General features: G+C 62.3%; 24 protein-coding genes and 1 riboswitch. Of the genes, 5 read left to right on the forward strand and 19 right to left on the reverse strand.

What is annotated here, in order from left to right:
- Positions 1-20 precede the first annotated feature (20 nt).
- The 14 genes from NYQ83_RS03710 to eutS form a co-directional block, all read right to left on the reverse strand.
- A complete protein-coding gene (locus NYQ83_RS03710) occupies positions 21-1,001 on the reverse strand; it encodes a cob(I)yrinic acid a,c-diamide adenosyltransferase (protein WP_261212546.1) in 981 nt (326 codons plus the stop codon).
- On the reverse strand, positions 998-1,246 hold the full coding sequence (locus NYQ83_RS03715; protein ID WP_261212548.1) for a EutN/CcmL family microcompartment protein: 249 nt from the start codon (positions 1,244-1,246) through the stop codon (positions 998-1,000). The genes NYQ83_RS03710 and NYQ83_RS03715 overlap by 4 nt, the downstream gene beginning before the upstream one ends.
- A gap of 19 nt (positions 1,247-1,265) precedes the next feature.
- Entirely contained in the window at positions 1,266-2,081 is an 816-nt protein-coding gene (locus NYQ83_RS03720) for a flavoprotein (RefSeq protein WP_261212550.1), read from the reverse strand.
- Between the two features lie 21 nt (positions 2,082-2,102).
- Positions 2,103-2,885, reverse strand: a complete 783-nt coding sequence (locus NYQ83_RS03725) for a PduL/EutD family phosphate acyltransferase (protein ID WP_128293653.1) — start codon at positions 2,883-2,885, stop codon at positions 2,103-2,105.
- A gap of 79 nt (positions 2,886-2,964) precedes the next feature.
- Complete coding sequence (locus NYQ83_RS03730) at positions 2,965-3,657, reverse strand: BMC domain-containing protein (protein ID WP_261212553.1); 693 nt, start codon at positions 3,655-3,657, stop codon at positions 2,965-2,967.
- On the reverse strand, positions 3,648-4,310 hold the full coding sequence (locus NYQ83_RS03735) for a glycerol dehydratase reactivase beta/small subunit family protein (RefSeq protein ID WP_261212554.1): 663 nt from the start codon (positions 4,308-4,310) through the stop codon (positions 3,648-3,650). Before NYQ83_RS03735 ends, NYQ83_RS03730 begins: the two co-directional genes overlap by 10 nt.
- A 3-nt stretch (positions 4,311-4,313) precedes the next feature.
- Entirely contained in the window at positions 4,314-6,152 is a 1,839-nt protein-coding gene (locus NYQ83_RS03740; RefSeq protein WP_261212563.1) for a diol dehydratase reactivase subunit alpha, read from the reverse strand.
- A 129-nt stretch (positions 6,153-6,281) separates the two neighbouring features.
- Entirely contained in the window at positions 6,282-6,797 is a 516-nt protein-coding gene (locus NYQ83_RS03745) for a diol dehydratase small subunit (RefSeq protein ID WP_128293643.1), read from the reverse strand.
- Positions 6,798-6,816: 19 nt separating this feature from the next.
- A complete protein-coding gene (locus NYQ83_RS03750) occupies positions 6,817-7,497 on the reverse strand; it encodes a propanediol/glycerol family dehydratase medium subunit (protein ID WP_128293640.1) in 681 nt (226 codons plus the stop codon).
- Positions 7,498-7,521: 24 nt separating this feature from the next.
- Positions 7,522-9,189: a propanediol/glycerol family dehydratase large subunit gene (locus tag NYQ83_RS03755; RefSeq protein ID WP_261212566.1), complete on the reverse strand. Its 1,668-nt coding sequence runs from the start codon at positions 9,187-9,189 to the stop codon at positions 7,522-7,524.
- A gap of 31 nt (positions 9,190-9,220) precedes the next feature.
- Positions 9,221-10,018, reverse strand: coding sequence for a propanediol utilization microcompartment protein PduB (gene pduB, locus NYQ83_RS03760; protein WP_092814152.1), 798 nt, complete (start codon positions 10,016-10,018; stop codon positions 9,221-9,223).
- A 34-nt stretch (positions 10,019-10,052) separates the two neighbouring features.
- On the reverse strand, positions 10,053-10,352 hold the full coding sequence (eutM, locus tag NYQ83_RS03765) for an ethanolamine utilization microcompartment protein EutM (RefSeq protein WP_128293632.1): 300 nt from the start codon (positions 10,350-10,352) through the stop codon (positions 10,053-10,055).
- Between the two features lie 6 nt (positions 10,353-10,358).
- Complete coding sequence (locus NYQ83_RS03770) at positions 10,359-10,850, reverse strand: EutP/PduV family microcompartment system protein (protein ID WP_261212571.1); 492 nt, start codon at positions 10,848-10,850, stop codon at positions 10,359-10,361.
- 17 nt (positions 10,851-10,867) lie between these two features.
- Positions 10,868-11,230 (reverse strand): ethanolamine utilization microcompartment protein EutS, encoded by a 363-nt coding sequence (eutS, locus tag NYQ83_RS03775; protein WP_128293627.1) that lies wholly within the window; start codon positions 11,228-11,230, stop codon positions 10,868-10,870.
- Between the two features lie 414 nt (positions 11,231-11,644).
- Here eutS and NYQ83_RS03780 point away from each other — a divergent pair, with 414 nt between their 5' ends.
- The 3 genes from NYQ83_RS03780 to eutJ all read left to right on the forward strand — a co-directional run bounded on the left by NYQ83_RS03780 (position 11,645) and on the right by eutJ (position 14,932).
- Positions 11,645-12,766 carry a zinc-binding dehydrogenase gene (locus NYQ83_RS03780; protein ID WP_261212572.1) on the forward strand — a complete coding sequence of 374 codons (1,122 nt, stop codon included), beginning with the start codon at positions 11,645-11,647 and terminating at the stop codon, positions 12,764-12,766.
- Between the two features lie 98 nt (positions 12,767-12,864).
- A complete protein-coding gene (locus NYQ83_RS03785; protein WP_261212573.1) occupies positions 12,865-14,073 on the forward strand; it encodes an acetate/propionate family kinase in 1,209 nt (402 codons plus the stop codon).
- A 10-nt stretch (positions 14,074-14,083) separates the two neighbouring features.
- Positions 14,084-14,932 (forward strand): ethanolamine utilization protein EutJ, encoded by an 849-nt coding sequence (eutJ, locus tag NYQ83_RS03790; RefSeq protein ID WP_261212574.1) that lies wholly within the window; start codon positions 14,084-14,086, stop codon positions 14,930-14,932.
- Positions 14,933-14,944: 12 nt separating this feature from the next.
- On the opposite strand, the gene NYQ83_RS03795 is transcribed toward eutJ, so the two are convergent.
- The 5 genes from NYQ83_RS03795 to NYQ83_RS03815 all read right to left on the reverse strand — a co-directional run bounded on the left by NYQ83_RS03795 (position 14,945) and on the right by NYQ83_RS03815 (position 20,925).
- Positions 14,945-15,727, reverse strand: coding sequence for a response regulator (locus NYQ83_RS03795; RefSeq protein ID WP_261212575.1), 783 nt, complete (start codon positions 15,725-15,727; stop codon positions 14,945-14,947).
- A 79-nt stretch (positions 15,728-15,806) separates the two neighbouring features.
- Positions 15,807-17,057: a PocR ligand-binding domain-containing protein gene (locus NYQ83_RS03800; protein ID WP_128293614.1), complete on the reverse strand. Its 1,251-nt coding sequence runs from the start codon at positions 17,055-17,057 to the stop codon at positions 15,807-15,809.
- 119 nt (positions 17,058-17,176) lie between these two features.
- Positions 17,177-17,389: riboswitch (cobalamin riboswitch) on the reverse strand.
- 418 nt (positions 17,390-17,807) lie between these two features.
- Positions 17,808-18,896, reverse strand: coding sequence for an ABC transporter ATP-binding protein (locus NYQ83_RS03805; RefSeq protein ID WP_261212576.1), 1,089 nt, complete (start codon positions 18,894-18,896; stop codon positions 17,808-17,810).
- A gap of 14 nt (positions 18,897-18,910) precedes the next feature.
- Positions 18,911-19,885, reverse strand: coding sequence for an ROK family protein (locus NYQ83_RS03810; RefSeq protein ID WP_234627530.1), 975 nt, complete (start codon positions 19,883-19,885; stop codon positions 18,911-18,913).
- On the reverse strand, positions 19,882-20,925 hold the full coding sequence (locus NYQ83_RS03815; protein ID WP_261212578.1) for an SIS domain-containing protein: 1,044 nt from the start codon (positions 20,923-20,925) through the stop codon (positions 19,882-19,884). Before NYQ83_RS03815 ends, NYQ83_RS03810 begins: the two co-directional genes overlap by 4 nt.
- A 155-nt stretch (positions 20,926-21,080) precedes the next feature.
- On the opposite strand from NYQ83_RS03815, the gene NYQ83_RS03820 reads away from it, so the two are divergent.
- Both NYQ83_RS03820 and NYQ83_RS03825 read left to right on the forward strand, forming a co-directional pair.
- The gene (locus NYQ83_RS03820; RefSeq protein WP_261212579.1) at positions 21,081-22,262 is read left to right on the forward strand and encodes an ROK family transcriptional regulator; all 1,182 of its coding nucleotides are present in this window, start codon (positions 21,081-21,083) and stop codon (positions 22,260-22,262) included.
- Between the two features lie 264 nt (positions 22,263-22,526).
- Positions 22,527-23,780: an extracellular solute-binding protein gene (locus tag NYQ83_RS03825; RefSeq protein ID WP_409976976.1), complete on the forward strand. Its 1,254-nt coding sequence runs from the start codon at positions 22,527-22,529 to the stop codon at positions 23,778-23,780.
- Positions 23,781-23,786: the final 6 nt, after the last annotated feature.

Here is a 23,786-nt window from a genome sequence, read left to right on the forward strand (position 1 = left end):
CTTTTCCTTTCACAGAATTCTCACAGCGCCGCGACCATCGCGCGGGCCACATCGATATCTTCCTCGACGGATCCACCACTTACGCCCACCGCGCCGACGACGCGGCCGCCGCGCTCAAGAGGCAGCCCCCCGCCGACCAGCGTGAAGTTCGGAATGTTGCTGTCGATGCCGAACAGCGGACCGCCGGGCTGCGATAGTTTCGCGATCTCATGGGTCGGCGAGCGCACGGCAGCGGCCGTATAGGCTTTGTGCGGCGCAAGCTTCAGGCTTACGCCCAGCGAGCCCTTCATGCGGCGCAGCTCGATCAGATCGCCAGCCGCGTCGACGACGACCAGCACCATCGGCACGGAAATGGCGTCCGCACGGGCAATTCCGGCTTCCACCAGCCGATCGCAATCTGACAGGCAGAGTTCCGTCATCGTCCCCTCCTCGGGTTCGGCCTTGGCTTTCTTGATCTGCCTGGTGACTTCGCGAACGACCGCACGCTGCTCGTCGATGCGCGCCGCCATATAAAGATAGTCAGACAAGCGATTGAAATATTTGAAGAGAACCGGATTGATCTCTTCTTCCCTGCCGAGGGCGATGAGCCGGCGCTCGCCACGGCGCACCAAGGTGCGAGCCATGTCGAGGGCTGCCGCAGCCGGTGTTCCACCAGGCGTCACGAAGCCTCTCTGGGGGACACGCTCTTCCTGATAGGCGTCGATCAGTTTCTCCAGATGTTCCACCTGGTGCGGCTCGACGCGGTAGACTTTGCCTTTGCGCGGCTTGTCGGGGTCAAAGCCGGAGGCAACCTCTGCCATCACGTCGATCAGCTCGCGCTGGAGGCAATGGAGGTCGCCGCGCAGCTCGTCATCCTCACAGGAGGCACGCCCGAGGCCCATAGCCGAGGTGGCCTCATCGAGGGTCCCGTAGACTTCCACCCGCAGGCTGTCCTTAGGGACACGCAGACCGCCGAGAAGCGAGGTTTCGCCCTTGTCTCCGCCCTTTGTGTAGACGCTCATGACCGCACATCCACCGTGTCGACGATGCCGACGACAGCCGCGTCGACGGGGTTTGGTTTATCCAGCTTCACGCGCGCAGCGCCGCCAGTGACGTAGAGAACCGTGTCGCTGCCGCCGGCGCCGACGAGGTCGATGGCGACGATACGGGAGCCGTCCGAGGTTTCCAGGACGAGGAGCTTGTAGCCAACGAGCGCATCATCCTTGCGCGTGGCGACGACAGTTCCGATTACCGTTGCAAGTTGCATTTCAGTCGTCCTTTCACTGTCACGCGGCAACGAGCTTAAGATGCAGGCGCTCGACAGCATCGCGGGCCTGGGCCGTCAAAGCCTGCCCCGGCGCGAGGCTGATTGAAGAACCAGGCGCAAGGCCCAGGAGCTCGTTGGCGGTCACGAATTTCGAGGTCGGCGTCACCGTGTTCGATATGCCAACGGCGACCGTGGCCGAATGCTGAGGAACCGCCGCAGGCGCCTCCGTCACGTGGCGCGACGTCACGAGGTGCCGCTCCATCCGCATCAAGAAGTCTTGCTTGTCGACCATCTCCGCGCCGAAGGCGGCGAGCCGAGCGAGGTATTCCTGCAGAAGCGACCAGAGAACGGGCGAACCGTCCGGCTTTGACCCCATGACCTCGCCGCGCTTGTCGGCAGGATCGGCACCGTTGCGAATGGCAATGACCGGCTTGCCCGCAAGGAGGACACCCAGAAACAGCGTCGTTGCCGGGGAATCCATGAGTCCTAGGGCAAGACGACCGGCAAGGTTCATCGTCAGGCACGGCACGAGGAGCAGGTCGCACCCCTTGATGAGCTCGGGCACATCGAGCCAGGGATCGTAAGGAAGGATTGTCTTCGCGCCCTCCTGGCGAACCAGATCTTCGGTCAGGACATGCTGCGCACCCGGCGTCATCAGCACTTTGAGGTCATGCTTGGAGGCGCTCAGGCGGCGGATGCCTTCGCGCGCGGCGTAAAAGCCACTCGCAGCCCCGCTCAGCAGCATAACGACGCGCCGCGGCGAGGTGTCGAGCGTCTCGCCCTCAAGCTGCGCCATCACCCTGGCGACGACCATGTCGACGATTGCCTCGTCCATCGCCCTCTCCCTTCAGCCTCCTCAGCGCGGAATGATGAGCGTGCACATCTGGCCGGTCCGGATGCCGGCCGCATTCGCTTCATCCGTGTCGACGTGCAATTCGGTGCGCCAGCCCGCCTTCACGCGCACAAAGATGCCGTGCAGCGTCGTGGGCTTCGGACCGTCGACCCGGAGATCGAGAAGGTCACCGGCCTTGACGCGAAGTTCGCGGGCAACATCGTCGCTGAGGTGAATGTGGCGCCGCGCCTGGAAGGCACCGCCGCCCTTACCGCCCGGCAAACGCACAGTGCCCCGCGGTCCGACGAGGGTGACGGGCTGCGTTCCCTCTTCGCTGCCTTCGGTGCGCACCGGCAGCTTCAGGCCGATGTTGGTGGCATCCGTCTGTGCCAATTCGACCTGCGAGAACGCCCGGGTCGGACCGAGAACGCGAACCTTTTCGATCGCCCGCTTCGGACCGACGACGATCAGCTGCTCTTTCGCGGCGAAATAGCCCTTCTGATAAAGCTCGTTGTAGACCTGCAGGTCGTAGCCCTCGCCGAAGAGCACCTTCACGTGTTCGTCGCAGAGATGGATGTGGCGGACGGAGACGCCGGTGTAGACCGGCAGTTCCAGATTGCCGTTACGAATGACCGGCTTCGTCGGCACCTCGCTCTGGGCAGCCTCAGGCTTGGGCGGCGTCACCTCAGTCTTGGCCGCAGCCGGTGGTGCACTCGCCGTCGACTTAGCCGCGCCCGCTCCCGCTTGCGAAAGACGCCGGACCACTTCTTTGGTGACCCCTTCGATCGTTTCGGCGGTGATTTCCATCGAGTTACTCCTCAGTCGCGCCTTCGGCGCGGTCTTCTTCGTCCGTTCCAATCGTCGGCGACGCGGTCTTCACCGACCGTCAGTATTTTCTTCTGGAGCGCCGTCCCTTGCGGGGCCGGCCGTTTGAGGCCGCGTGCTCACCGGTCGCATTCGTGTCGCCCGTCTCGCCATCCGAGGTGTCATCGGCGTCTTCATCACCAGCTTCGTCGGACGCCTCATCGTTGCTATCGGCCGCGGCCTCGGACGGGGCTTCCTCTTGCGGGGTTGCATCGGCTGCGGCGGACGTCTCGACCTGGGAGGCTTCTTCAGCAACCGGCGCGGTCACCTCCGAAGCCTTGGGTTGGTCGTCTTCAGCGTCGCTTTCGCCTTCGGCGCTGTCCTCGGAACCGGCGGCCTCGGAGCTCGCCTCTTCCGGCGCAGATTCAGCGGCCGCAGGCTCTGCCGCCGGCGTCGCAGAAGCAGCCTCGCTCGGCGCCTCCGACTTCGGCTTGCCGCCGGCCTGCAGGATCAGGCTTTCGAGCGTGTCGTGCGGGCGCGGAATGATCAGCTGACCATCGATCCGCCCGACCTTGGCACCAGCGGCCGTTCCCGCCGCCACCGCCGCGCGGATCGCACCGACGTCTCCAGCGAGCTTGATGGTGATACGTCCACCGCCTTTTGCGGTCTCGGAGCCGAGCAGCACGACATTGGCGGATTTCACCGCTGCGTCCGCCGCTGCGATCGCAGTCGGCAGGCCAATGGCCTCGATCAATCCCAGAGCCTTCAGCGCCATTGTGTTCCTCGTTCTTTGATGATCGCCACGACGATTTTGACGATCTTGCGTATGTCGGCCTCGCTCAGAGCAAGCTCGGGAGAGGCCTCGCCGGCCGGCCGTCTTGCTGTCTCAGCCGCTTGTTGATTTGTGCAGTTGCCCCCAGCACCGCCTTCGGCGCGCGCCCGGCTTTGTGTCGGGACGCCCCCGCCGTTGCCGTCCCGAAGGGCGGCAGCAGTCTTAGCCGGAACGGATGCCGCCGATTGTGCTGCGGCGCGTCGTTCGGCGGCCGGCCGAACGCGCTCGTCGACATCCTCGACCGCGTCTTCGAAAAGAAGCGGAAGACGTGCCACCATGCGGGCGGCATTGGCGCCGGCCCGGCGACACACCGCTTCGGCTTTGCCTTCGTAGGGAATCGTCAAGACCGGCTTTTCGGGCGGCATGTGCCGTTCGTGCAGAACGATCGCGTCAGCGCCGATCGCGACACCGATATCGATCCGCGAACTGATCGCGGCCGCATAAGCCGCATCCACGACATCGCCGGAAGCCGCCTCGGCCATCTTGGTCGGGACGCCCTCTTCCTCAGCGCCGATCAACACCCATTCGTAAAGCGACGGCGTTGCTCCGCGGACGACCGCGACGTTGATGGTGGGACGTTCGGACTTCTCGGCCATAGCTCAGACCGCTCCCTGACGCCGCGCATGGCTGAGGACGAGGCCGGTTGCCACGGCGTTCACCGGGCCGAGAGCGCCGCGGATATTGGCGGTGCCGATCACCGTGCCGTAGTGTGCGAGCTGATCGGTCAGCATCCGGGCGACTTCGAAGTCGAGCCCCGACCCGCCAACGACGGCGACGAATTGGATCTCACGGATGTTGCCCGCCGGCGCGACGGCGGAGAGCGCCCGCATGGCATTGCGCACGAAAACGCGGCGCTTGGCCTCGCGGCGCACCTCGCGGATGCGGTCCAGCGTGTGGTGTGTCGGGATCGGCGAAAGCCCGTCCGGGGTGATCAGGGCAACACGGCCGAAGAGCTTCGGATCGAGCGGCTCCTCGAAGAAGCGCACGGTGTTGTCCTCGTGGCGGACGTGGAACAGACTTTCCACACGCACCAGCGGGAAGCGCTTGATCTGCTCGGCGATGTCCGTCTCGTTGCCGCCCGGCAAATCGAGCTCACGCTGGATGAGGAGCGTGACCATGTCGCCGGCGCCGGCAAGATGGACGGAGCGCACGTCACGATCCTTTTCGAGGATCGCTGCGTCGGTCGAGCCGGCACCGAGGTCGAGGATCGCCAAAGGCGTGTCGAGACCGGGCGTCGTGAGCGTGCCGAGGATCGCCATATTGGCTTCGACACCACCGAGCTGCACCTTGATGCCGAGTTCCTTGTGTAGACCTTCGGCAAGCTGCTCCATCAGAAGCTTGTCAGTGTTGACCATGGCCGCAAGCCCGACGGCATTCTCCATCGAGAATTCCTGGGCGAGGCCACCCGAAACCCGCTGCGGCACGAGGCAATCGACCGCCAGCACGTCGCGGATATGCACCTCCGACGCCGGCTTCTTCGTCATGTTGCTCATGGTCTGACGCACACGCGCCACCATGCCGCCGACATTGGTGCCGGATTCGCCTTCCACATCCTTGAGCGGAAAAGCCTCGGCGAGCGCATCCATGATCGCGTCAGCGCCGGAATCCATCGGCGCGTCGACCGTGCGGCGCTCGCCGATAAGCTTCAGCGAACCAGCCGGAATGTGCCGGGTCTGGACGTCGCCGGCGGGGGTGCGGATGACCACGGCCGAGCGCAGGCCGATGAGGGCCTTGGCGATCGGAATGATCATCGTCGTTTCTTGCGGCGTCAGCTTGAAGAGCGTCGCAATGCCGTACGGATTGCTGAGCTGCTGGATCGCCTGGCCATGATCGGCCACTTCGACAGCCGCGAGCATGCCGAGCGGCACCTGATCGATGAGCTTCACTTCATCGACGATCGGCAACTTCTTCGGAAGGCGGTTGGCGATCAGAACACCGTCGTCGCCCTGCACGATCGCAGCCGTCACATCGACGCCGCGCTTGATCGCCGCTGCCAGCATCAGTGCGGCGCGGGTGAAATCGTAGGTCTTCGGGACGACCGCGATGATCGCCTCGTCCGTCGGGGCTGTCTCAAGCTCACTGATGTCGTGCGTTACGCCGACACCGATGCCGAGCCCGCCCGGGGAATTCGGATTGTGACCGATCATCGAGGATTCGGTGATGATCGTCTCGGTGATCGTTTCCATGGCGATATCGCCGATCACCGGGGTCGCTTCATTCAGAAGAACGAGGTCGATGTCGCCCAACGCGAGCCCAGCCTGCTGCACAGCCGTCTCAAGCGCGCGCACCACACCCGGCACATTCGCCAGGGTGCCTTTGATGCCCGTCGTCGGCATGCGGCTGGAGGCCAGGAAATTCGGCACTCCACCTGATGCGCCCAATTCGGCCAGGGCAACTTCCGTGGTCGAGTTTCCGATATCGACGCCCGCGACCTTCATTTTTCTTCCAATAGGTTTGCTTTGAGGAAGGTGCGAAACGGCGGGCCAATTGGGGGTACACCCGCCGTTTCGCAGAGAACCAAACTCCAAGGGGGAGCAACGTGCAGGAGTTTGGTCGGTCCGTTTTCGTCAGTCCTTACGGAGGACGTCGCGACGCTCGTAAACGTCGGCCGCCTCACGAACGAAGCCCGCGCAAATCTGTGCGTCGAACTTGCTCTCCAACTCGTCCGCGATCGCCAGCAGTTCGGCTTTCGTCGAACGGTTCGGACGCAGAGCGTTGTACATCTGCAGGATCCGGTCGTCGGGAACCCGGGTCATCTCGGCAGCACGCCGAAGGTTCGCCGCGAACTGCGGGCGACCGACGCTCTCACCAATCTGAGCCTGGTATTCCAGAGTATCAGCCGTGATGCGGATGTCGTTCGGGCCGATCTTGCCGTTGAGCACATCCTCAAGAGTGATGTCCTCAAGCGACTTGCCGCCCGGCGTCTTGACCAGCTCAGGGCGATTCTTGGCGAGCGGATAGTCCTTCGTGTGGTCGAGCTTTCCGCTTGCCGATGCCTTGCTGGGGGCAGCGGCGGAACCGCCGTTGCCCAGCTCCGCGAGCACTTCGCGAACAATGGAGTTGATCAGGTCTTGCTGTGACATTGTTTTTCTCCCTGTCCGCTCAGCTGAACTTCACTTCCAGATCGACCGGCTTCGCATTGCGATCGACGAAGCTGGTTTCACGGATGTGGAGGACCGCAGCGATGGCCTGGTATTTCGGCCGGGCCATCTGGTCGTTCTTCTGGCGCACGGGATCGGGCGTCTCGCCCTTCGCGTAGCGCGCAGCGTTGCGGCCGATTGAGCGGTAGGTTTCAAGGTCGAGCACCGGCGCCTGCGGGAACAGCTCCAGGTTCTGAAGCGGGAACAGGTCTCGCTGGTGGATGACCGAAGTGCCCCGCGACTGGATGCCGATGGCGATGCCCGAACCGGCGAGCTTCGCACCGACATTGCCGGCGAAAGCGACGTCGGAGGTGTGCTTGACCCGGATGACGCGTCCCTTGCAGCCCTCTTCCTCGATGCCGGCGAGAATTTCGCGCAACACCTTGGCATGGGGGATGCCAGTGATCGTCTGTTCCTTCAGCTTGTCGCCGAAGGCCGGGGCAAGAGCCACGACGACTTCGTTCGGCTCCGTACCCTGCTTGGCAGGGCCGACCTCACGCAGTGTCATCTTGGCGGCGGAGTTGTCGACCGGTGCAAAGGCGGAAACCGGAGTGCTTTTCGCACTCTTGTCTTCCGCCAGCTGCATCTGGGCCAGGACTTCCCGAACCGCGTCACGGACAGCTGCTTCTGTGATCTGTGCCATTTCTGTCTATCTCCTGACCGCGGCTTAGAGATCTTCAGGCCGAATGGCCTGACGGATCGTCTGCAACTGTTTCCAGCGCTCGCCTTCGGCCCGATATCCAGTGCCAGGGCCCTGGTAATCGTTCAGGTCATTGACGGCAGCGATCGGGTTGAAGTCGGTGTCGAAGATCGTCGAAGTGTGCAGGTAGTCACCCGCCACGCGCTGCTTCTGGATGGACAGAACGGAGTTCGCCACATCCGCAAAGCCTTGCTTGGCAAGAGCCTTGATCACATCGAGACCGGTGATGCCCCGCTTCAGGATGTCCTGCGCAGCCTTGGTGTCCCGCACCTTATCGCGCGGCGGCATGTCGTCGCTCGAATGGGCGTAGGTCGCGGCTTCGACTTCCTCGTCGGTGATCGTCGGCAGACCGAGTTCCGTAAAGACAGCCTGCATGGCGCGGGCGGCCTTGCTGCGGACTTCCACGATCTTCTCTTCCGAGCTCGGGACGAGACCAGCATCGACCTTGAGGTCGCGCTGAATGATCAGCCAATCGTCAATGTCGTCGATGTCGACATTGGAACCGGCGAACATGTTGTCCTTGTTCGGCGTGGCCGAATAGCCAGAGGTGATGAAGTCGGTTCCCGGAAGGAACTGCATCAACAGGCGGGCCGTCCGGCGCATGTCGGAATGCGAGAAGGTCTGGTCGTTGCCCGACGCGTTCTCGAGGTCGAGGCACGCCGTGACGAGGTTCTCACCGAGGACAGCACGGATACCACCCGGGACGCCGGCCGGAACGCCGATGCACGAGATGGAGCCGTTCTGCAGGCCCTGCACGCCGGCCGCCTTGGTCAGCATGATGCACTTGATCTCCAAGTACAGCATCGACTTGCCTTCGGCGTAACCCATCTGCACTTCCGAACCGGTGCCGGAGGTGAAGCGCATCTTGATGCCGCGTGAGGCGTAGGCGGAAGCCAGGAAGCCCTTCGACCACGGCGTATCGTCGCCGTCGATGAACACCCGCTCCGTGCCGTAGACCGAGACCGTTTCCGCATAGGCGGTCAGACCGCGCATGCCGAGCTCGAGCTCGATCGATTCCTCCAGAGAGTCCTGCCAGAGGACGCCCGGACGGCCGACCTGGCCACCGATCAGAAGCGCAAGCGCGTTGAACGGGCCATAGTTGAACACCGCAACGGTCGTCTCGATCTCGGCGAAGCCGTAGCAGGTCGCCTCGGCCGCGTCGGCCGCCATCAGGACGGGATTGTCCTGGGTGTTGGTCACGTGGGCCTGGTTCGCCGGGGTGCGGCGGGCACGCATCTTCTGCACGCCCATCATCATCTCGACGACGTTGAGCTCGTCGATCACCGCTGCGATTTTGGCAGGCGTGAGACCCGAGAAGACGCGAACGACCTTCTCGCGCGGCACGTTGATGTCGACGATCATCCTGGCGATATCAACAGCCGACATCGCCATCATCTCTTCGGCGACCTTGGCGTTGATGCCATATTTGGCGATGAAGAGCTCGTTGAAGTCGAACTCGTCAACCGTGCGACCGTCCATTTCGACGATCACACCGTCTTTGACTTTGATGCTCGGCTTCGGATCGTTCGGGCTGCCCATGGCAATCATGCCGACTTCGGGCCATTCCGTCACATACCCGTCTTGGTTGACGGGCCGCTTCTCCAGAGCCTCAAATCTTTTATGCCTTTTGGCCATACTTTTATTCCTCGCTAAGGCTGGCTCTCGATCAGATGTACGGAGTTCCGTCCGTCTTCGGCTCCGAGCCAAGCGTTCCGAGGAGCTTCACGCCGATCTCGCGCGCCGTGACGACAGCCTGGCGGACCGCGCCGGCATCACCGCTGAAGAAGCCGATGACCTCGTTCGAGAAAGACGTGCCCTTGGCCGGCGAAGAAATGCCCAGAAGATCGACGTCTGCCGACTTCACAGCGGCATCGACCATCTCGACACCGATACCGGCGGGAGCACCGACGCAAAGACCGAACGCGCGCCCGATCGGGGCACCGAAGGCCTTGTTGCAGGCGTAGCTGGCACGTGCCGTGTACTGCAGCTCGATGTGGCCGGCGTCATTGGCATAGACGTCGCCGAACGTGCGCTGCAGATCCTTAAGGGCAACCTCGATACCACGACGGGCATCCGACACCTCTTCGGCGCCGAGGATGATCAGGGAGCCGTGGCCCGCCCCGCCCTTGGTGTCACGAGCAAGCTCGATCGAGATGACTTCGGTGTTGGTGGCCTTCACGGCCTCGTCGACGGCGAGGATGTGCGGGCCGGCGCCCGTGCGTGAGCTCAGGATGCCGATCGAGCGGTACTTCGGGTCGTAGCCCAGCATTTCGTGGAGCTTCGGATCGAGGTTGGCGATCACGATGCCGATCGAATCGCCGACCGCAGTCCCGACGAATTCCGTCAGGCCGGGATGCTTGGTGGCGGGCTGCGACGCAGCCGGAGCAGCCGGAGCAGCACCGGCGTTGCCGCCGATCTTCTGCATCACCTGCTGCACCATCTGGTCGAGGAGTTTATCGTCCATGGCGTGTCATCCTTTAATGACTAGTGCGTACAGATCAGCTGGAGGCGCCCGGAAGCTTCGGCAGCAGCTTTTCCGTATCCATGTGCGGCCGCGGAATGACGTGGACCGAAACCACTTCACCGACGCGCTGTGCCGCAGCGGCACCGGCATCGGTGGCAGCCTTCACGGCGCCGACATCGCCACGGACCATGACGGTCACGAGACCAGAGCCGATCTTCTCCGTGCCAATCAGCGTGACGTTGGCCGCTTTGACCATCGCGTCGGCCGCCTCGACCATCGCGACAAGACCCTTCGTCTCCAGCAGGCCAAGGGCTTCACCCGGTGTATTTGCCATGTTGCTTCACTCCTCTGTGTTAGAAGCGCTGTGGTGAACCAGTCCCAGGGCAAGAAGACGTTGGCGCAATTCCTCAATGCCGGTGCCTTCAACCGCAGAGACGGGGTAGATGTCCCCACGCACCCCGGCATCGCGAAGCAGCCGTGAGGCATGAGCGATGTCGGCGTCGGGACGATCAATCTTTGTGACCAGGCCGATGACGGTCTGGGAAAACATCAGGAAGAACCCAGGCGGAAAGCTGGAGCGCGCGCGTGTGGCATCCTGGATCACCAGGAGCACTGCCGCGTCGTTCGCTGCCGTGATCAGATGGTTCCGGAACATCCCCATCTCGGAATATTCCCCGGGGGTGTCGATGCCCCAGCCGGCGTAGTCGACCATCTGGGTCTTGCGTGCCGCCTCACCCGCACCCTCAAGAGCACGCAGCAGGGTCGTCTTGCCGAAGCCGACGGAGCCGAGCACCATGAAGCGCCGCTCGGAGGGAGTTTCCGCTGCAGCCATTGCCACTCCGCCCCGCCTCATGTCCGCGTGACCTTGGCCGGGAAGAAGGCAAGGACACTTTGGAGCCCACGATTGGCCGCCTCGACGGCGACCTCGACGCTATCTAGGCTGCCGCACACCACCAGCGTGCCACTGAAGCGGTCCAGGAAACCGATGGTGACATCAGCCGCCTTCATCGCCAGATCGCCCGCTATGATCGTGCCCTCGCCCGGCGTCACGGTTAGGATCCCAACCGCTTCCGCATCCTCCAGACCGACCCTTTGGCACAAAGCGGCATCCGGATTTGCGATAATATGAGCAATCGTTACCTGCCGGCCAGGCACGTATTCTTGAATAATACGTGTCGATACTTCTTCCTGGTCGAACTGCGTCCGCGACATGCTTAGTTGTTCTTCCTTTTGAGACAGTCGCGGTTTTAGACGGCGGGGGTCACGCCTTCAATGCACGGACCGGCGAATGCACTCCACAAATCGGCTTTTGTTCCGCTTGATCGTGTACGAATTCAGCCGAAAAGTGCACAACCATAGCGGCTATTTGCATTGCCGCGCCCTCTCCCGCCCCATAAGAAAGTACCAGCTAAGAAAGCTGGTTCTGCCGCATTCATAAGGGTTTGCGGTCGCCAGTTGTGTTGTGCGTGAGGGTGCTGATTACGCCAGCAATGGCCGACGATACTCTCTGCTCCAAAAATACAACCAGAGATACGTGCCGGTTTTGCTATAGGCCGGACAATGCGTAGCGTGACCCGTGGAACCCGCGTCGCGCCCGGACAAATGGGCCCATCTGGAGCGTCTATTGTGAAAGCTTTAGTTTATTACGGCTCTGGAAAGATCTCCTGGGAAGACAAACCCCTCCCGAAGATCGAGCACCCGGCCGACGTTATTGTCCGGATCAGCAAGACGACGCTTTGCGGCACCGATCTTGCGATTCTGCGCGGCGGCGTGCCCACCGTTCAGCCTGGCCGCACGATTGGCCATGAGGCCACCGGCTACATCACCGAGGTCGGGGCCGCTGTCCAGGATCTCAAGGTCGGTGATCACGTCATCATTCCCTGCAACACGTCCTGCGGGCGTTGCGAGTCGTGTCGCAGGGGGCTTCATTCGAGCTGCGAACGCGGCGGCTGGCTACTCGGCAACACGATCGACGGCGTGCAGGCCGAATATGCGCGCATTCCGCTTGCCGATTCGAGCCTCTTTCGCATTCCGGACGGCGTCGACGAAGAGGCCGCTTTGATGCTGGCCGACATTCTGCCGACCGGCCTCGAAGTCGGTGTCAAACGCGCGGAGGTGGGCCTCGGCGACGCGCTCGTCGTCATCGGTGCGGGGCCCGTCGGACTGGCGACCATCCTCGCCGCGGAATTCTACTCGCCGGCCCGGATCATCGCCATCGACCTGGACGACAATCGCCTGGCCAAGGCTCTCGAAATCGGCGCCACGGATATCATCAACAACAAAGACGGCAAGGCGCGCGAGAAGGTTATGGCGCTCACCGAAGGGCGCGGCGCGGACGCGGTCATCGAGGTGATCGGCAATCCGGCGACCTTCCAGCTGGCGCAGGAGATCCTCGCCGCCGGCGGCCGCATGGCCAATATCGGCATCTTCCACAAGAGCACCGAACTGCACAGCGAAACGCTTTGGACGCGCAACATCACTCTGCGCATGGGCGTCGTCGACAACAGCACGGTGCCGGTCCTTTTGAAGATGGTCCAGGCGGGAAGACTCGACCCGACGAGCCTCGTCTCTCACCACTTCCACATCAACCAGATCCTCGACGCCTACGAGATCTTCAAGAACGCGGCCGAGGAGCAGGCAATCAAGGTCGTCCTCTCCACCGATGCGGCCAAGAAAGCTGGCAGCGGCGTCTCCAACGACAACGAGTTCATTCGCCAGATCGTGGGGCGCGTCCTGGCCAGCCTCTGACATCCCTCGCCAACGGCCGCGATGCGGCACGGCTCAACGAAAACCGGCGCCCCACGCCTCGCAGAGGCAGTGCGGCCATGCTTGCGGAGTGTTCACCGGTGATTTTGGTTATCAATTGCGGCAGCTCGACGCTGAAATACCAGCTCTACACCACCGATCTCATGATCGTCACCGCCAAAGGTCTCGTCAGCAGGATCGGCGAAGAGGGCTCACGGCTGGAACATACCGCTCACGGAGAGAAACGTGTCCGCGTGGTGCCCGTGCCGGACCATCACACGGCCTTCACGGCCATGATCGACCTCCTGCTCGACCCGGAGGTCGGGGTCATCGACGACATCAGCGATGTCACGGCGGTCGGCCACCGCGCTGTTCATGGCGCTGACACCTTCGTCAAATCCTCGGTGATCAATGACGAAGTCATCGCCAAGCTGGAAGAATGCGTCCCGCTCGCCCCGCTTCACAACCCGCCGAATCTCGTCGGCATCGTGGAGGCGCGCAGATTGCTGCCGGACGTACCGCAGGTGGTCGTCTTCGACACCGCCTTCCACCAGACCATGCCCGAATATGCGCATGTCTACGCCCTGCCATACGAGCTCTATAGCGAGCACCGGATTCGTCGCTACGGTTTCCACGGAACGTCGTGCCGCTTCGTCAATCAGAGGGCGGCGGATATGCTCGGCAGACCGGTGGACGAGCTCAAAATGGTCATCTGCCATCTCGGCAACGGCGTCACGATCGACGCGATCGAGAACGGACGCTCGATCGATACGAGCATCGGCTTCGCCACATTTTCCGGGGTTATGATGGGCACGCGCTCTGGTGACGTCGATCCGGGGCTGATCTTCTATCTCAACAAGCAACTCGGCATGAGCCTCGATGATATCGAGGCCATGCTCTACAAAAGGAGCGGTCTCCTCGGCGTCTCAGGCATTAGCAACGATATGCGAGAAGTTGAGGAACGCGCCGAGGGTGGCTGCGAACGTTGCGAGCTCGCGCTCGAGATGTTCGCCTACATGACGCGGAAATATATCGGGTCTTATGCAGCCGCCTTGGGCGGGCTCGATGCGTTGGTCTTCACCGCAGGCATCGGCGAGAACAGCCCCTCAATGCGAGCGCGGATCTGCGAGAAGCTCGGCTTCCTCGGCATTGCCATCGATAGCGACGCCAACGAGGCGCCGGGCGACGACGGGCGGATCAGCACCCGTGATTCCAGGACGGCGGCAATGGTCGTGCCGACCGACGAGGAAAAAATGATCGCCATCGACACACTTCGCCTGACCGAAAAGGCCAGAGCGGAAGCCGCGTGAGGCAGGAACGATGAACAGCCACGCCGACGACATCCTCGCCCGTGCAGTCAGCGTCTTCAACAAGACGCCGGCTCGGCAGGGTTACAAGGGCCGGGTTCATGTTGGGGTCGACCTCGGCACGGCCTATACCGTCCTCGTCGTTCTCGACGAGGACGGACAGCCGCTCGCCGGGCGCTATCAATTCGCGCAGATCGTGCGGGACGGCCTCGTGGTGGATTTCATCGGCGCCATGCAGATCCTTTCGCGCATGAAGGCGGAGGTTGAGGCGGATCTCGGCTTCGCGCTCGAGAGTGCGGCGACCTCCTACCCTCCTGGCGTTGCGCCGGCGGAGGTTAAGGCAACGCAGAATGTCGTCATCGGTGCAGGGCTCGAATGCGAGCATTTCGTCGATGAGCCAACAGCGGCCAATGCCCTCCTGCAGATCAAGAACGGGGCGGTGGTCGACGTCGGCGGCGGCACGACGGGCGTTGCGATCTTCAAGGATGGCGAAGTCGTCTATACGGCCGACGAGGCGACTGGCGGGACCCAGTTCACGCTGGTGCTTTCAGGCGCTCTCGGCGTTTCTTTCGAGGAGGCGGAGGACATCAAAAAGGACCCGAAAAGGGCCCGTTCACTTTATCCGCTGGTCAGACCGGTGATGCAGAAGGTCGGTAGCATCGTCGCCCGCCACATCGCCCCTTACGACGTCAAGACCATCCATCTGGTGGGCGGCACCAGCGGGATGCCCGGCATGGCCGACATCGTGGCCGAGATGACCGGAATCCCGACGAAGCTGCCGTCTCACCCGATGTTCGTGACGCCGATTGGCATCGCCATGCATGATCGTGAAGACAAAACAGGCGCGCCGCCCCAGAAATAGGCGGCGCGAAGATCATTGCGCGTCCGGCACCGGCTCCTTCTCGCTTCGGCGGAACTGCGCCGGCGTCATCCCCGTCTCGCGCTGGAACAGGCGATAGAAATTGGTGACGTTGGCATAGCCGACCTGCTCGGCGACCGCTTCGTTGGTCGTGTCGGTCGTCAAGAGCAGATCCTTGGCCGCCTCGATGCGCTTCTCGGTGAGAAACTGCTTGTAGCTGATGCCGACACATTCGCGAAAACGGTGCGCGAGGTGCGACGGGCTGAGATGCGCGACATTGGCGACAGCCGAGAGCGACATGTTTTCATCGGCATAGTTTTCGGAAATGAAGGCGATCGCACGCTTGACCGGATCTCTCTCCGGCGCACAGGGCGTGGCAGCCGACGTCACGTCCCGCGCGATCTCCGCATCGGCGGCGGACGAGGACGCACTCAATTCCGTGCAGATCTCACCGTGGAGCTTCCGCAACAATTCGCCAAGCTTCGCCGGACGGATCGGCTTCAGAAGATAGTCGAGCGCACCGATCTTGAGAGCGCGTTGCACATAGGCAAATTCATCATAAGCCGTGAGGAAGATGAGCCGCGTGCGCGGCAGCTCGGCCTTGATGATCGCCGCCGCTTCCAACCCGTCCACGCCGGGCATCTTGATGTCGATCAGAATAAGCTCAGGCCGCTCGCGCCGCGCCAGCTCCACCGCCTCGGAGCCGTTCTTGGCCTCCCAGACATTGGCGAAGTCGAGCGCCTCAGCCGCCACGACGCGGCTGACCGTCGAGCGAATGATGGGCGTGTCGTCGGCCACCAAAAGGCCGGGCCGAACCGAGGACTCCTGTTGAAAAGCGCCTTGAAACATGGACGCAAAACGCTCAGTGCGTGCGAGCTCAAGCATTTTCGAGCTGCGCATAGTCGCCGAGTGGCCAGGAAAGCTCAATTCGGGTTCCCTCATTCAATCTGCTTGTTACTTTTAGATCGAAGTCGTTGCCGTACTCGCTGTCGAGCCGGGTGATGACACTTTGCAGTCCGAGAGCCGCGCGGCTGCGCTCCGCCTGCTGCAGGACACAACGATCGTTGTTGAGCGCGGCGACCTGAGCCTCGCTCATCCCCGCGCCGTTGTCATAAACCTCGATCAAGCCGCGATCGCCTACCCTCCGGGCCGAAACGCGCACACGCACCGGCCGCGAGAGCGCTTCCACCCCATGCACGATAGCGTTCTCGGCAAGCGGCTGCAGAACCATGCACGGGACCGGCCAATTGCGCAGGCTTTCGTCGAGATCGACTTCGATGCTCAGGTGGTCGCCGAAGCGAAGCTGGTGGAGGCGCAAGCAGCGTTCGATCATGTCGAATTCTTCGCTGAGCGGCACCGAAGTGGCGAGATTGCGCAGGCTGTAGCGGAGGATGTCGCTCAGCATGTAAGCGACCTCCTCGGTCTTCACCGCCTTCTCCTCGAAAGCCGTGTAGCCAATGAGCGTCAAGGAATTGAACAGGAAATGCGGATTGACGCGCGCCTGCAACGCCCGCAACTGCGCATCCTGCAGCGCCTTTTCCGTCGCGGCTTTGGCTTTCACCTCTTTGAGGAGGCGCGCCTGGATCAGGTTCGTCTTGCCAATCTCGATGATGTGGCTCGCCGCCAGCATCAGCATCTCGACAGCGGAATCGAGGCGATCTCGATCGGCCGCCGGCATGGCATAGACGGCTTCCTCGAGTTCAGCCGGAGCAATGCCAATTGAACCGTTTCGGTCGAGCACGTTCTGGATCGTGCGCTCGCGTTCACTTTCGAGCATCACCTGGCCGCACAAGAGGCAGCCGAGATATTCATCCTCGATGATGATCGGCGCGGCGACGTCGACGAGCCCGGCATGGCAGACATAGGTTGCCGGCCGGCCAGACCGGTAGGCGGCGAGGCCCCCGCAGGCATCGCATGCATGACAGCGCCGCAACCCTTCGGGGGTGGAGCGCATCAAACGACACACAGGCTGGAAATTGCTTGTTTTGGTGACGGGAACCCCGTCGCGACCAACTGTCACCGCCGCCATATCCATGGCCTTGGCAAAAGTGTCCTGGATCCTCTGCAACGTCGGGACGTCGACGAAGTCCTGGATCCGCCACTTATGAGTTGGGAAATGCTCTTCCATCAGGATGACCGACCTGCCCAACGCCGAAAGATGACAAGCAAGCGCAAGCGCTGCCCACCGTGATTTTCGTCGCTGGATGCAAACCCCGACATCCCTCGTTGTACGCCGACAGCCCACACAGCCCGACGCACATCACCGGCAGGTCTCCTGGCTCGCGGCACCAAGCAAGGGCTACCTTCCCAGCACTTTCGCGCCAGTGGCACTCCCAGCCCTGCTCTCCGCTCACAGTTGCGGGGGCAGCTACGGTTTCGGTCCCTTTTTGGCAGGCCTCACCGTATTCCCTTTTCATCCTTGCACTCTCGCGCTCGGAAACCGGTAACGGGCTTTTACTGGCGCCAAGAGAGGCATATGTCAAGTCGGCAAGGCCGCTAACGCTTTCGTTACCCACGTGTAACAGGAAAAAATTCTATCTTTGGTTTATTAACAGCGCGCATAGGTTGCTTTTTGCCATAGAATGGCCACGCCGCGCTCCAATATCCGTAATATTTACATCAACATCTAAGCCCAATACTTTGATGCATGACGATATCTACAGATACTTGGGCATACACCCGGCCATAACGCCGCATATTGCCGGCCGCGATAACCTCTCCGTGAGGCGTCAGATGCACCGCCCAGTGGGACGGATAGCGCCTTTTAGTACAGGGTTTCCGCAACAGAGGCGGACTGCCACCGCACCTGCTCGCGACCTCCTCGGCACCGCCTCTTCGAACACAGGGACGGGCGATACCGTCAAAGCATCCGCCTGAGCTATAAAGCCTGCCCGTCCTTGTCGAAGAAATGACAATGGGCGGGATCGAAACTCAGCCAAACGCGCTCGCCCGTCGTCACATCGCTGATCCCGGCCGTCTCGACGGTCACAAGATCATCCTCGCCGATATTGGCATAGAGAAGCGTATGGTTGCCGAAAGCCTCGACAACCACGATCTCGGCCGCAATGCCCTCGGTTTTCTCGCGGCTGAACTCGATCTCATGGGGGCGGATGCCAAGTGCGATTTCGTCCTGATCGATCGCCGCTGCCGGCGCTTCCGGAAAAGCCATTTCGACCCCGTTTGGGAGCTTGAGGCGAGGACCTCCCTCCGACGCTCCGGCGACGCGCACCGGCAGGAAGTTCATCTGCGGGCTGCCGATGAAGCTCGCCACGAAACGGGTCTTCGGCTTGCCATAGAGTTCGAGCGGCGTGCCCACCTGCTCGATGCGCCCCTCGTTCAACACCACGATGCGGTCGGCGAGCGTCATCGCCTCGGTCTGGTCGTGCGTGACGTAGATCATCGTGGCGTCCATGTCGCGATGCAGGCGCGCGATCTCGATGCGCATCTGGGCGCGCAGAGCTGCGTCGAGGTTGGACAAAGGCTCGTCGAACAGGAAGACCTTCGGATCGCGCACAATCGCACGGCCGATGGCGACACGCTGACGTTGGCCGCCGGACAATTGCCGCGGCTTGCGCTGGAGAAGCTCCGACAGGCGCAGCATTTCTGCCGCTTCCGTGACCTGCCGCTTGATCTCCGACTTCTCGACCTTCGCCTGCTTCAGGCCGAAGCCCATATTCTTTTCCACGCTCAGATGCGGATAGAGCGCGTAGGACTGGAACACCATCGAGATGCCGCGCTTGGCAGGCGACAAATCCTTCACCGAACGCCCCTCGATCAAAAGGTCGCCGGAGGTGATCTCCTCCAGCCCCGCAATCAAGCGCAGGAGCGTCGACTTCCCGCATCCCGACGGTCCGACGAAGACGACGAATTCTCCGGGCTCGACACCAAGGTCGACACCGCGGATCACCTCCGCGGCCCCGAACTTCTTACGCACGCCTCGAAGTTCAACTTGCAGCTCTCGGGCCATGGCGGTCACCTCGTTCAACCGAATGCCGATGGTTTGATGACGGGGACGTTTTCGCCCGCCACAGGATTGAGACGGCGGCGCACCATGGCCGCCGCTCCGATGAGGCCGGAATCGTTACCATGCTCGGTCGCCAAGATCCGGGCATCATCAAACAGATACGGCCAGGTGTTTGCCCGAAGGTGGCGACGGATACGGTCCAGCAGAAAGCCTCCGGCGAGCGAGATGCCCCCGCCGACGACGCAAAGCTCGATGGCGGTGAGGTTGATCATCGTCCCGAATGCCTGGGCGATGTAGCGCCCCATCGTCTCGAACGCCGCGTCGGCTCGTGCATCACCGGCCAGAGCGCGTTCGCGTAAAAGGCTCATGTTGAGATCTTCGGCCGCTTCTCCGGTCTCCGCGGCATAGGCGGCGATGACGGCCTTGCCACCGGCGAGATCCTCAAACGTACCGTGAAGACCATAGCGTTCATACGGATGACCGGGCTCTAAAACCATGGCGCCGAATTCCGGCGGCTTGCCATCACGGCCGCGCACGATACGTCGATCGATGACGAGGGCGCCGCCAATACCGGTGCCGACCGTGATGAGGGCAAAGCTCGAAACGCGCCTGCCGACACCGAACTCCAATTCGCCGAGCGTGGCAGAGATTGCGTCGTTGTCCGTTGCCGCGGGCACGTTCAGACGTCTGGCGAGCTCAGCCGCAAGCGAGCCGCCCTTAAGAAGCGGAACATTTCCGGTGCCGTCGAGCGGCAGGCCGGTGGCGGGATCGGCATAGCCCGGTGCTGCGATCCCGATCGCTTCGGGCGCGGCTGAGACCGTACGCGCCAAAGCATCGAGGCTTTCGGCAGCCCCCTCCACGAGGGCTTCGAAGCTTGCCAGCGAACGAAAGGGAAGCGCGCTCTTGGCAACGACGACGCCGTTGCCGTCGACGATACCAAGCTTTACCGAGGATCCACCGACATCGACCGCAAAAAGGAACTCGGGCGTCAAACGGCCTCTCCGACCTTGATGCCGAGCCGCTGCGTCATGCCCGGATAAGGCATATCCTCCGGCACGAGACCGCGTTCCGCGGCAAGATCGACTGCGAGCCACTGAAACGGCACGACGGCGCTCAAGGTATCGAGACCTTGCGTCGGCTCTTCCGACGCCGGCCAGACGATCCCCTCAGGCTCCTTGCCGGCGAGATCGAAGATGAAGCCGGTCAGGCCGTAATGCGCCATTGCCGCCACGACACGGCGTGCCAGATCAAGCTCGTCCGCGTTCGAAGCAAGCGCAATCGTCACGCTCTTCTTAGTGAGGCCGTGCAGACGGCCGTGGCTCGCCTCCTCGGTTTCGAGGCCGAAGGAGGGAATGCCGGCCATTTCCGCCACTTTCAACGAGCCCTCCAGGGCAGAACCGTAATGCCGTCCCTGCCCCAGCACTGCGATCACATCGGCACCGGCGAGCTTCGGTGCCATGTTGGTCGACCAGATGCGCGCCGTTTCGATCAGCTGCGCATAACCGTCGACGAAACCACGCGCCGCTGTCGGCATCTTCTTGCCGCTCAGCGCCATGCCGATCAAGCGAAGCGCCAGAACGCTCGCCGTGTAGCCCTTGGTCTTCGGCCCAACGGTCTCGTCCTCGACCGGAAGCCAGACGAGCTTCACATCACAGGCGGCAAGCGGCGCATCTCGTCCGGCCGTCACCACGATGACATCCATGCCCTCTTTGCGGGCCTGTTTCGTCGCTGCGATCGTATCGCTGCTGTTGCCCGACTGGGACAAGACGATGGCAAGGCTCTTGGCGACGCGGCGCTCGCCGGCCTCGGCCAGGAAGGTCAGCGGGCTGCGCAACGCAAGCTCGGCAGGGAGACCGGAAAAGCTGTCGGAGGCGGCAAGGAGCGCATTCATCGAACTGCCGGTGCCGATCAAAATGACGCGTTCAGGCTCCGATTCCGGGAGCGCCGCTTCGATCTGTGACGGCAAGTCGGACAGGACTTTCTCGACCGTCGCCGGTTGTTGGGCGATAAAGTCACTGATTTTCATGGTCATAACGCAGCCTGAGGGTCCGTATCGAGGAAGTTGATTGACGTGATGGGTCCCTATTAATCAAAACGTTTTGGAAAACTCAACCATTTACAGCGAGACGGAGTGCGATGTCGCTTCAGGGCACAAACCTCGAACATGCGAGAAGACGCAATCGCCGCGTGGCATTCGAAGCGGTTCTGAAGCACGGCCCGCTGTCGCGCTCAGAGATCGCCCGGATGACGGGCCTCACATCGCAGACCGCCTCCAACATCGCCGGGGAATTGATCGCACTCGGCCTCATCAAGGAGACCGGGCGTCGCCTCGGTCGCAAGGGCCAGCCCGCCACCGAATATGTGGTCGACGAGGAAGGCGCCTACACGATCGGCATCCACCTTGATCAGAACCAGCTGGTCGGCCTGCTCGTCGACGTTCTGGGGCACATCGTTGCACGCACCGCACTTCCGATCGCCCGCCAAAATCCGGGCGAGGTCTTGCCTCTCGTGGAGCGGGCCGTCGATGGCCTGGTCAACGGAAACGACGAAATCCGGCGACGCCTTCTCGGGCTCGGCGCGGTGATGCCGGGCTTTTTCGAGAGCGGCACCTTCGCATCGCGCGGCCCCCTCACGATGGAAGGCTGGCTCGATTTTCCGCTCGCCCAAGAGCTTTCCGAACGTCTCAACCTGCCGGTTTTTGTGGATAACGACGCGACAGCCGCGGCGATCGGCGAAAGCCTCTACGGCTTCGGCCAGACCCATCCGACCTTCATTTACATCTATTTCGGCCTCGGCCTCGGCGGTGGCATCGTCATCGACGGACGTCCCTTTACCGGCGTGCGGCAAAGAGCGGCGGAACTCGGCCATCTCATCGTCAATCCCGGCGGCAAGCCCTGCGCCTGCGGCAATCGGGGCTGTCTGGAGCGCTACGTCTCGCTGCACAGCGCCTACGAGGCGATCCTTCAAACAGAGAACGAATGGCAGGGCGCAAGCCCCGACCTCCTCCTGAAAGCCTTTCAGACGGGCAATAACGCGCTCGTAAAGTGGCTCGACGACGCCGCCTACTATCTGCGCATCGCCGTCAACGGGCTTGAGAATCTCTTCGACCCGAGCGGCATCGTCGTGGGAGGCTTGCTTCCCGACCCGATCCTGACCGCCCTCGTGGAGAAGACTTTTCCACTGTTGCCGAGCTCCGCGGCGGATCCAGGGACCCGAGGCGCGCGGCTCATCAAGGGCGAAGTCCGCTTCGATACGCCGGCGGCAGGAGCTGCGGCACTACCGATGTCGCGCCTTCTGCATCCGCTTGCGAAGGAAGACGGGCCAGAGCTGGAGAATGCCGCAGGAGCCGGCCTTTTCGGAGCGCTTTGAGCGCCGAAGTGGGGCGCTGTGCGGGCTCGGAACGGGCGCTCGCACCTCACTCGAAAGAGTGCGCGCCGCCGTCCAAAGGGTGCACCTACTCAAGCCCTATCCGCAGATTTTTGCAGCGCAATAAGGGCGACAGGCCAGGCTAACGCCCGTTGACAGACAATTTTGCCCTTGATCTATTTAGCAAAACAATTTGAATTATTAATCCTTGCGGTTTCGATGTCGCTGGAACTGTCCGCAACTGAAATGGAGTCCAAGAGCATGAACATTTTACGCCTCAGTGCGGCCACCGCCTTGGTCGCATCATCGCTCGGCCTGGGCATGGCCGGCCCCGCCTCAGCGGAGACGACCATCAATGCTCTCTACATGTCGCAGGCCTCCTACAACGAGGCCGATGTCCGCAGCATGACAGAGGCCTTTGAGAAGGCGAACCCCGACGTCAAAGTCAATCTCGAGTTCGTCCCCTACGAAGGCCTGCGCGACAAGACCCTCCTCGCCAGCAGTTCCAGCCAGGGTTACGACGTCGTCCTCTTCGACGTGATCTGGACCGCGGAATATGCCAAGCGCGGCATCCTCGCCGATGAGACCGACAACATCTCCGCCGACGTCAAAGACGAGATTTTCCCCGGCGCCTGGACGACCGTGGAATATAACGGCCACTATTACGGCATGCCGTGGACGAACAGCTCCAAGCTCTTCTTCTACAACAAGGAAATGGTCGAGAAGGCCGGCTTCGATCACGCTCCGCAGACCTGGAGCGAACTCGTCGAGCAGGCCAAGGCGATGAAGGAGCAGGGTATCGTCGAATACCCGATCGTGTGGAGCTGGGCGCAGGCGGAAGCCGTGATCTGCGACTACACCGTGCTTCTCGACGCCTTCGACGGCAAGTTCCTCGACAAGGACGGCGCTCCGGTCTTCCAGGAGGATGGTGGCCTTGAAGCGCTGAAGTTCATGGTCTCCACGCTCGACGACGGCATCACCAATCCGAATTCGACGGAATATCTCGAAGAGGATGTGCGCCGGGTGTTCTCGAGCGGCCAGGCCGCGTTCGCTCTCAACTGGCCTTATATGTACAACCTCGCCAACGATCCGAAGGAATCCGACATCAGCGGCAAGGTCGGCGTCATGGCACCGCTCGGTGTCGAAGACCGCACCGAAGCGTCCGGCGTGAACGGCTCCATGGGTCTCGGCGTCACCGCCAACACCGACAACGCCGACATCGCCTGGAAGTATGTCCAGCACATGTCCTCGCCGGAGATGCAGAACAGCCACGCAGAGCGCAGCCTGCCGATCTGGAAGGCTTCTTTCGAGAATTCCGAGGTCATCTCGGGTCGCGAGGATCTCATGAAGGCTGCAAGCAACGCCTTCACCGCGATGATCGCGCGTCCGACCCTGCCGAACTACCAGGAAGCGTCGAACATCCTGCAGGTGTCGATCCAGGAAGCCCTTCTCGGCGCCTCCTCCCCGGAAGACGCCCTCGGCTCGGCCGCCGATCAGCTTAAATCCCTGACCGACCAGTAAGGCCTT

Origin of the sequence: Afifella sp. JA880 (genome assembly GCF_025379905.1) — a bacterium.
GTDB classification, from domain to species: Bacteria; Pseudomonadota; Alphaproteobacteria; order Rhizobiales; family Afifellaceae; genus Afifella; species Afifella aestuarii.

Coding starts and splice junctions, on each gene's coding strand:
- NYQ83_RS03755 (WP_261212566.1), bottom strand. CDS start 9,189: ATGGCCAAAAGGCATAAAAGATTTGAGGCTCTGGAGAAGCGGCCCGTC.
- NYQ83_RS03805 (WP_261212576.1), bottom strand. CDS start 18,896: ATGGCCCGAGAGCTGCAAGTTGAACTTCGAGGCGTGCGTAAGAAGTTC.
- eutS (WP_128293627.1), bottom strand. CDS start 11,230: ATGTCGCGGACGCAGTTCGACCAGGAAGAAGTATCGACACGTATTATT.
- NYQ83_RS03730 (WP_261212553.1), bottom strand. CDS start 3,657: ATGGCGCTGAAGGCTCTGGGATTGATCGAGGCCATTGGCCTGCCGACT.
- NYQ83_RS03800 (WP_128293614.1), bottom strand. CDS start 17,057: ATGGAAGAGCATTTCCCAACTCATAAGTGGCGGATCCAGGACTTCGTC.
- NYQ83_RS03815 (WP_261212578.1), bottom strand. CDS start 20,925: ATGACCATGAAAATCAGTGACTTTATCGCCCAACAACCGGCGACGGTC.
- NYQ83_RS03715 (WP_261212548.1), bottom strand. CDS start 1,246: ATGCAACTTGCAACGGTAATCGGAACTGTCGTCGCCACGCGCAAGGAT.
- NYQ83_RS03735 (WP_261212554.1), bottom strand. CDS start 4,310: ATGGCCGAGAAGTCCGAACGTCCCACCATCAACGTCGCGGTCGTCCGC.
- NYQ83_RS03770 (WP_261212571.1), bottom strand. CDS start 10,850: ATGGCTGCAGCGGAAACTCCCTCCGAGCGGCGCTTCATGGTGCTCGGC.
- NYQ83_RS03710 (WP_261212546.1), bottom strand. CDS start 1,001: ATGAGCGTCTACACAAAGGGCGGAGACAAGGGCGAAACCTCGCTTCTC.
- eutJ (WP_261212574.1), top strand. CDS start 14,084: ATGAACAGCCACGCCGACGACATCCTCGCCCGTGCAGTCAGCGTCTTC.
- NYQ83_RS03725 (WP_128293653.1), bottom strand. CDS start 2,885: ATGGAAATCACCGCCGAAACGATCGAAGGGGTCACCAAAGAAGTGGTC.
- NYQ83_RS03750 (WP_128293640.1), bottom strand. CDS start 7,497: ATGGCACAGATCACAGAAGCAGCTGTCCGTGACGCGGTTCGGGAAGTC.
- pduB (WP_092814152.1), bottom strand. CDS start 10,018: ATGGACGATAAACTCCTCGACCAGATGGTGCAGCAGGTGATGCAGAAG.
- NYQ83_RS03720 (WP_261212550.1), bottom strand. CDS start 2,081: ATGGACGAGGCAATCGTCGACATGGTCGTCGCCAGGGTGATGGCGCAG.
- NYQ83_RS03745 (WP_128293643.1), bottom strand. CDS start 6,797: ATGTCACAGCAAGACCTGATCAACTCCATTGTTCGCGAAGTGCTCGCG.
- NYQ83_RS03740 (WP_261212563.1), bottom strand. CDS start 6,152: ATGAAGGTCGCGGGCGTCGATATCGGAAACTCGACCACGGAAGTTGCC.
- eutM (WP_128293632.1), bottom strand. CDS start 10,352: ATGGCAAATACACCGGGTGAAGCCCTTGGCCTGCTGGAGACGAAGGGT.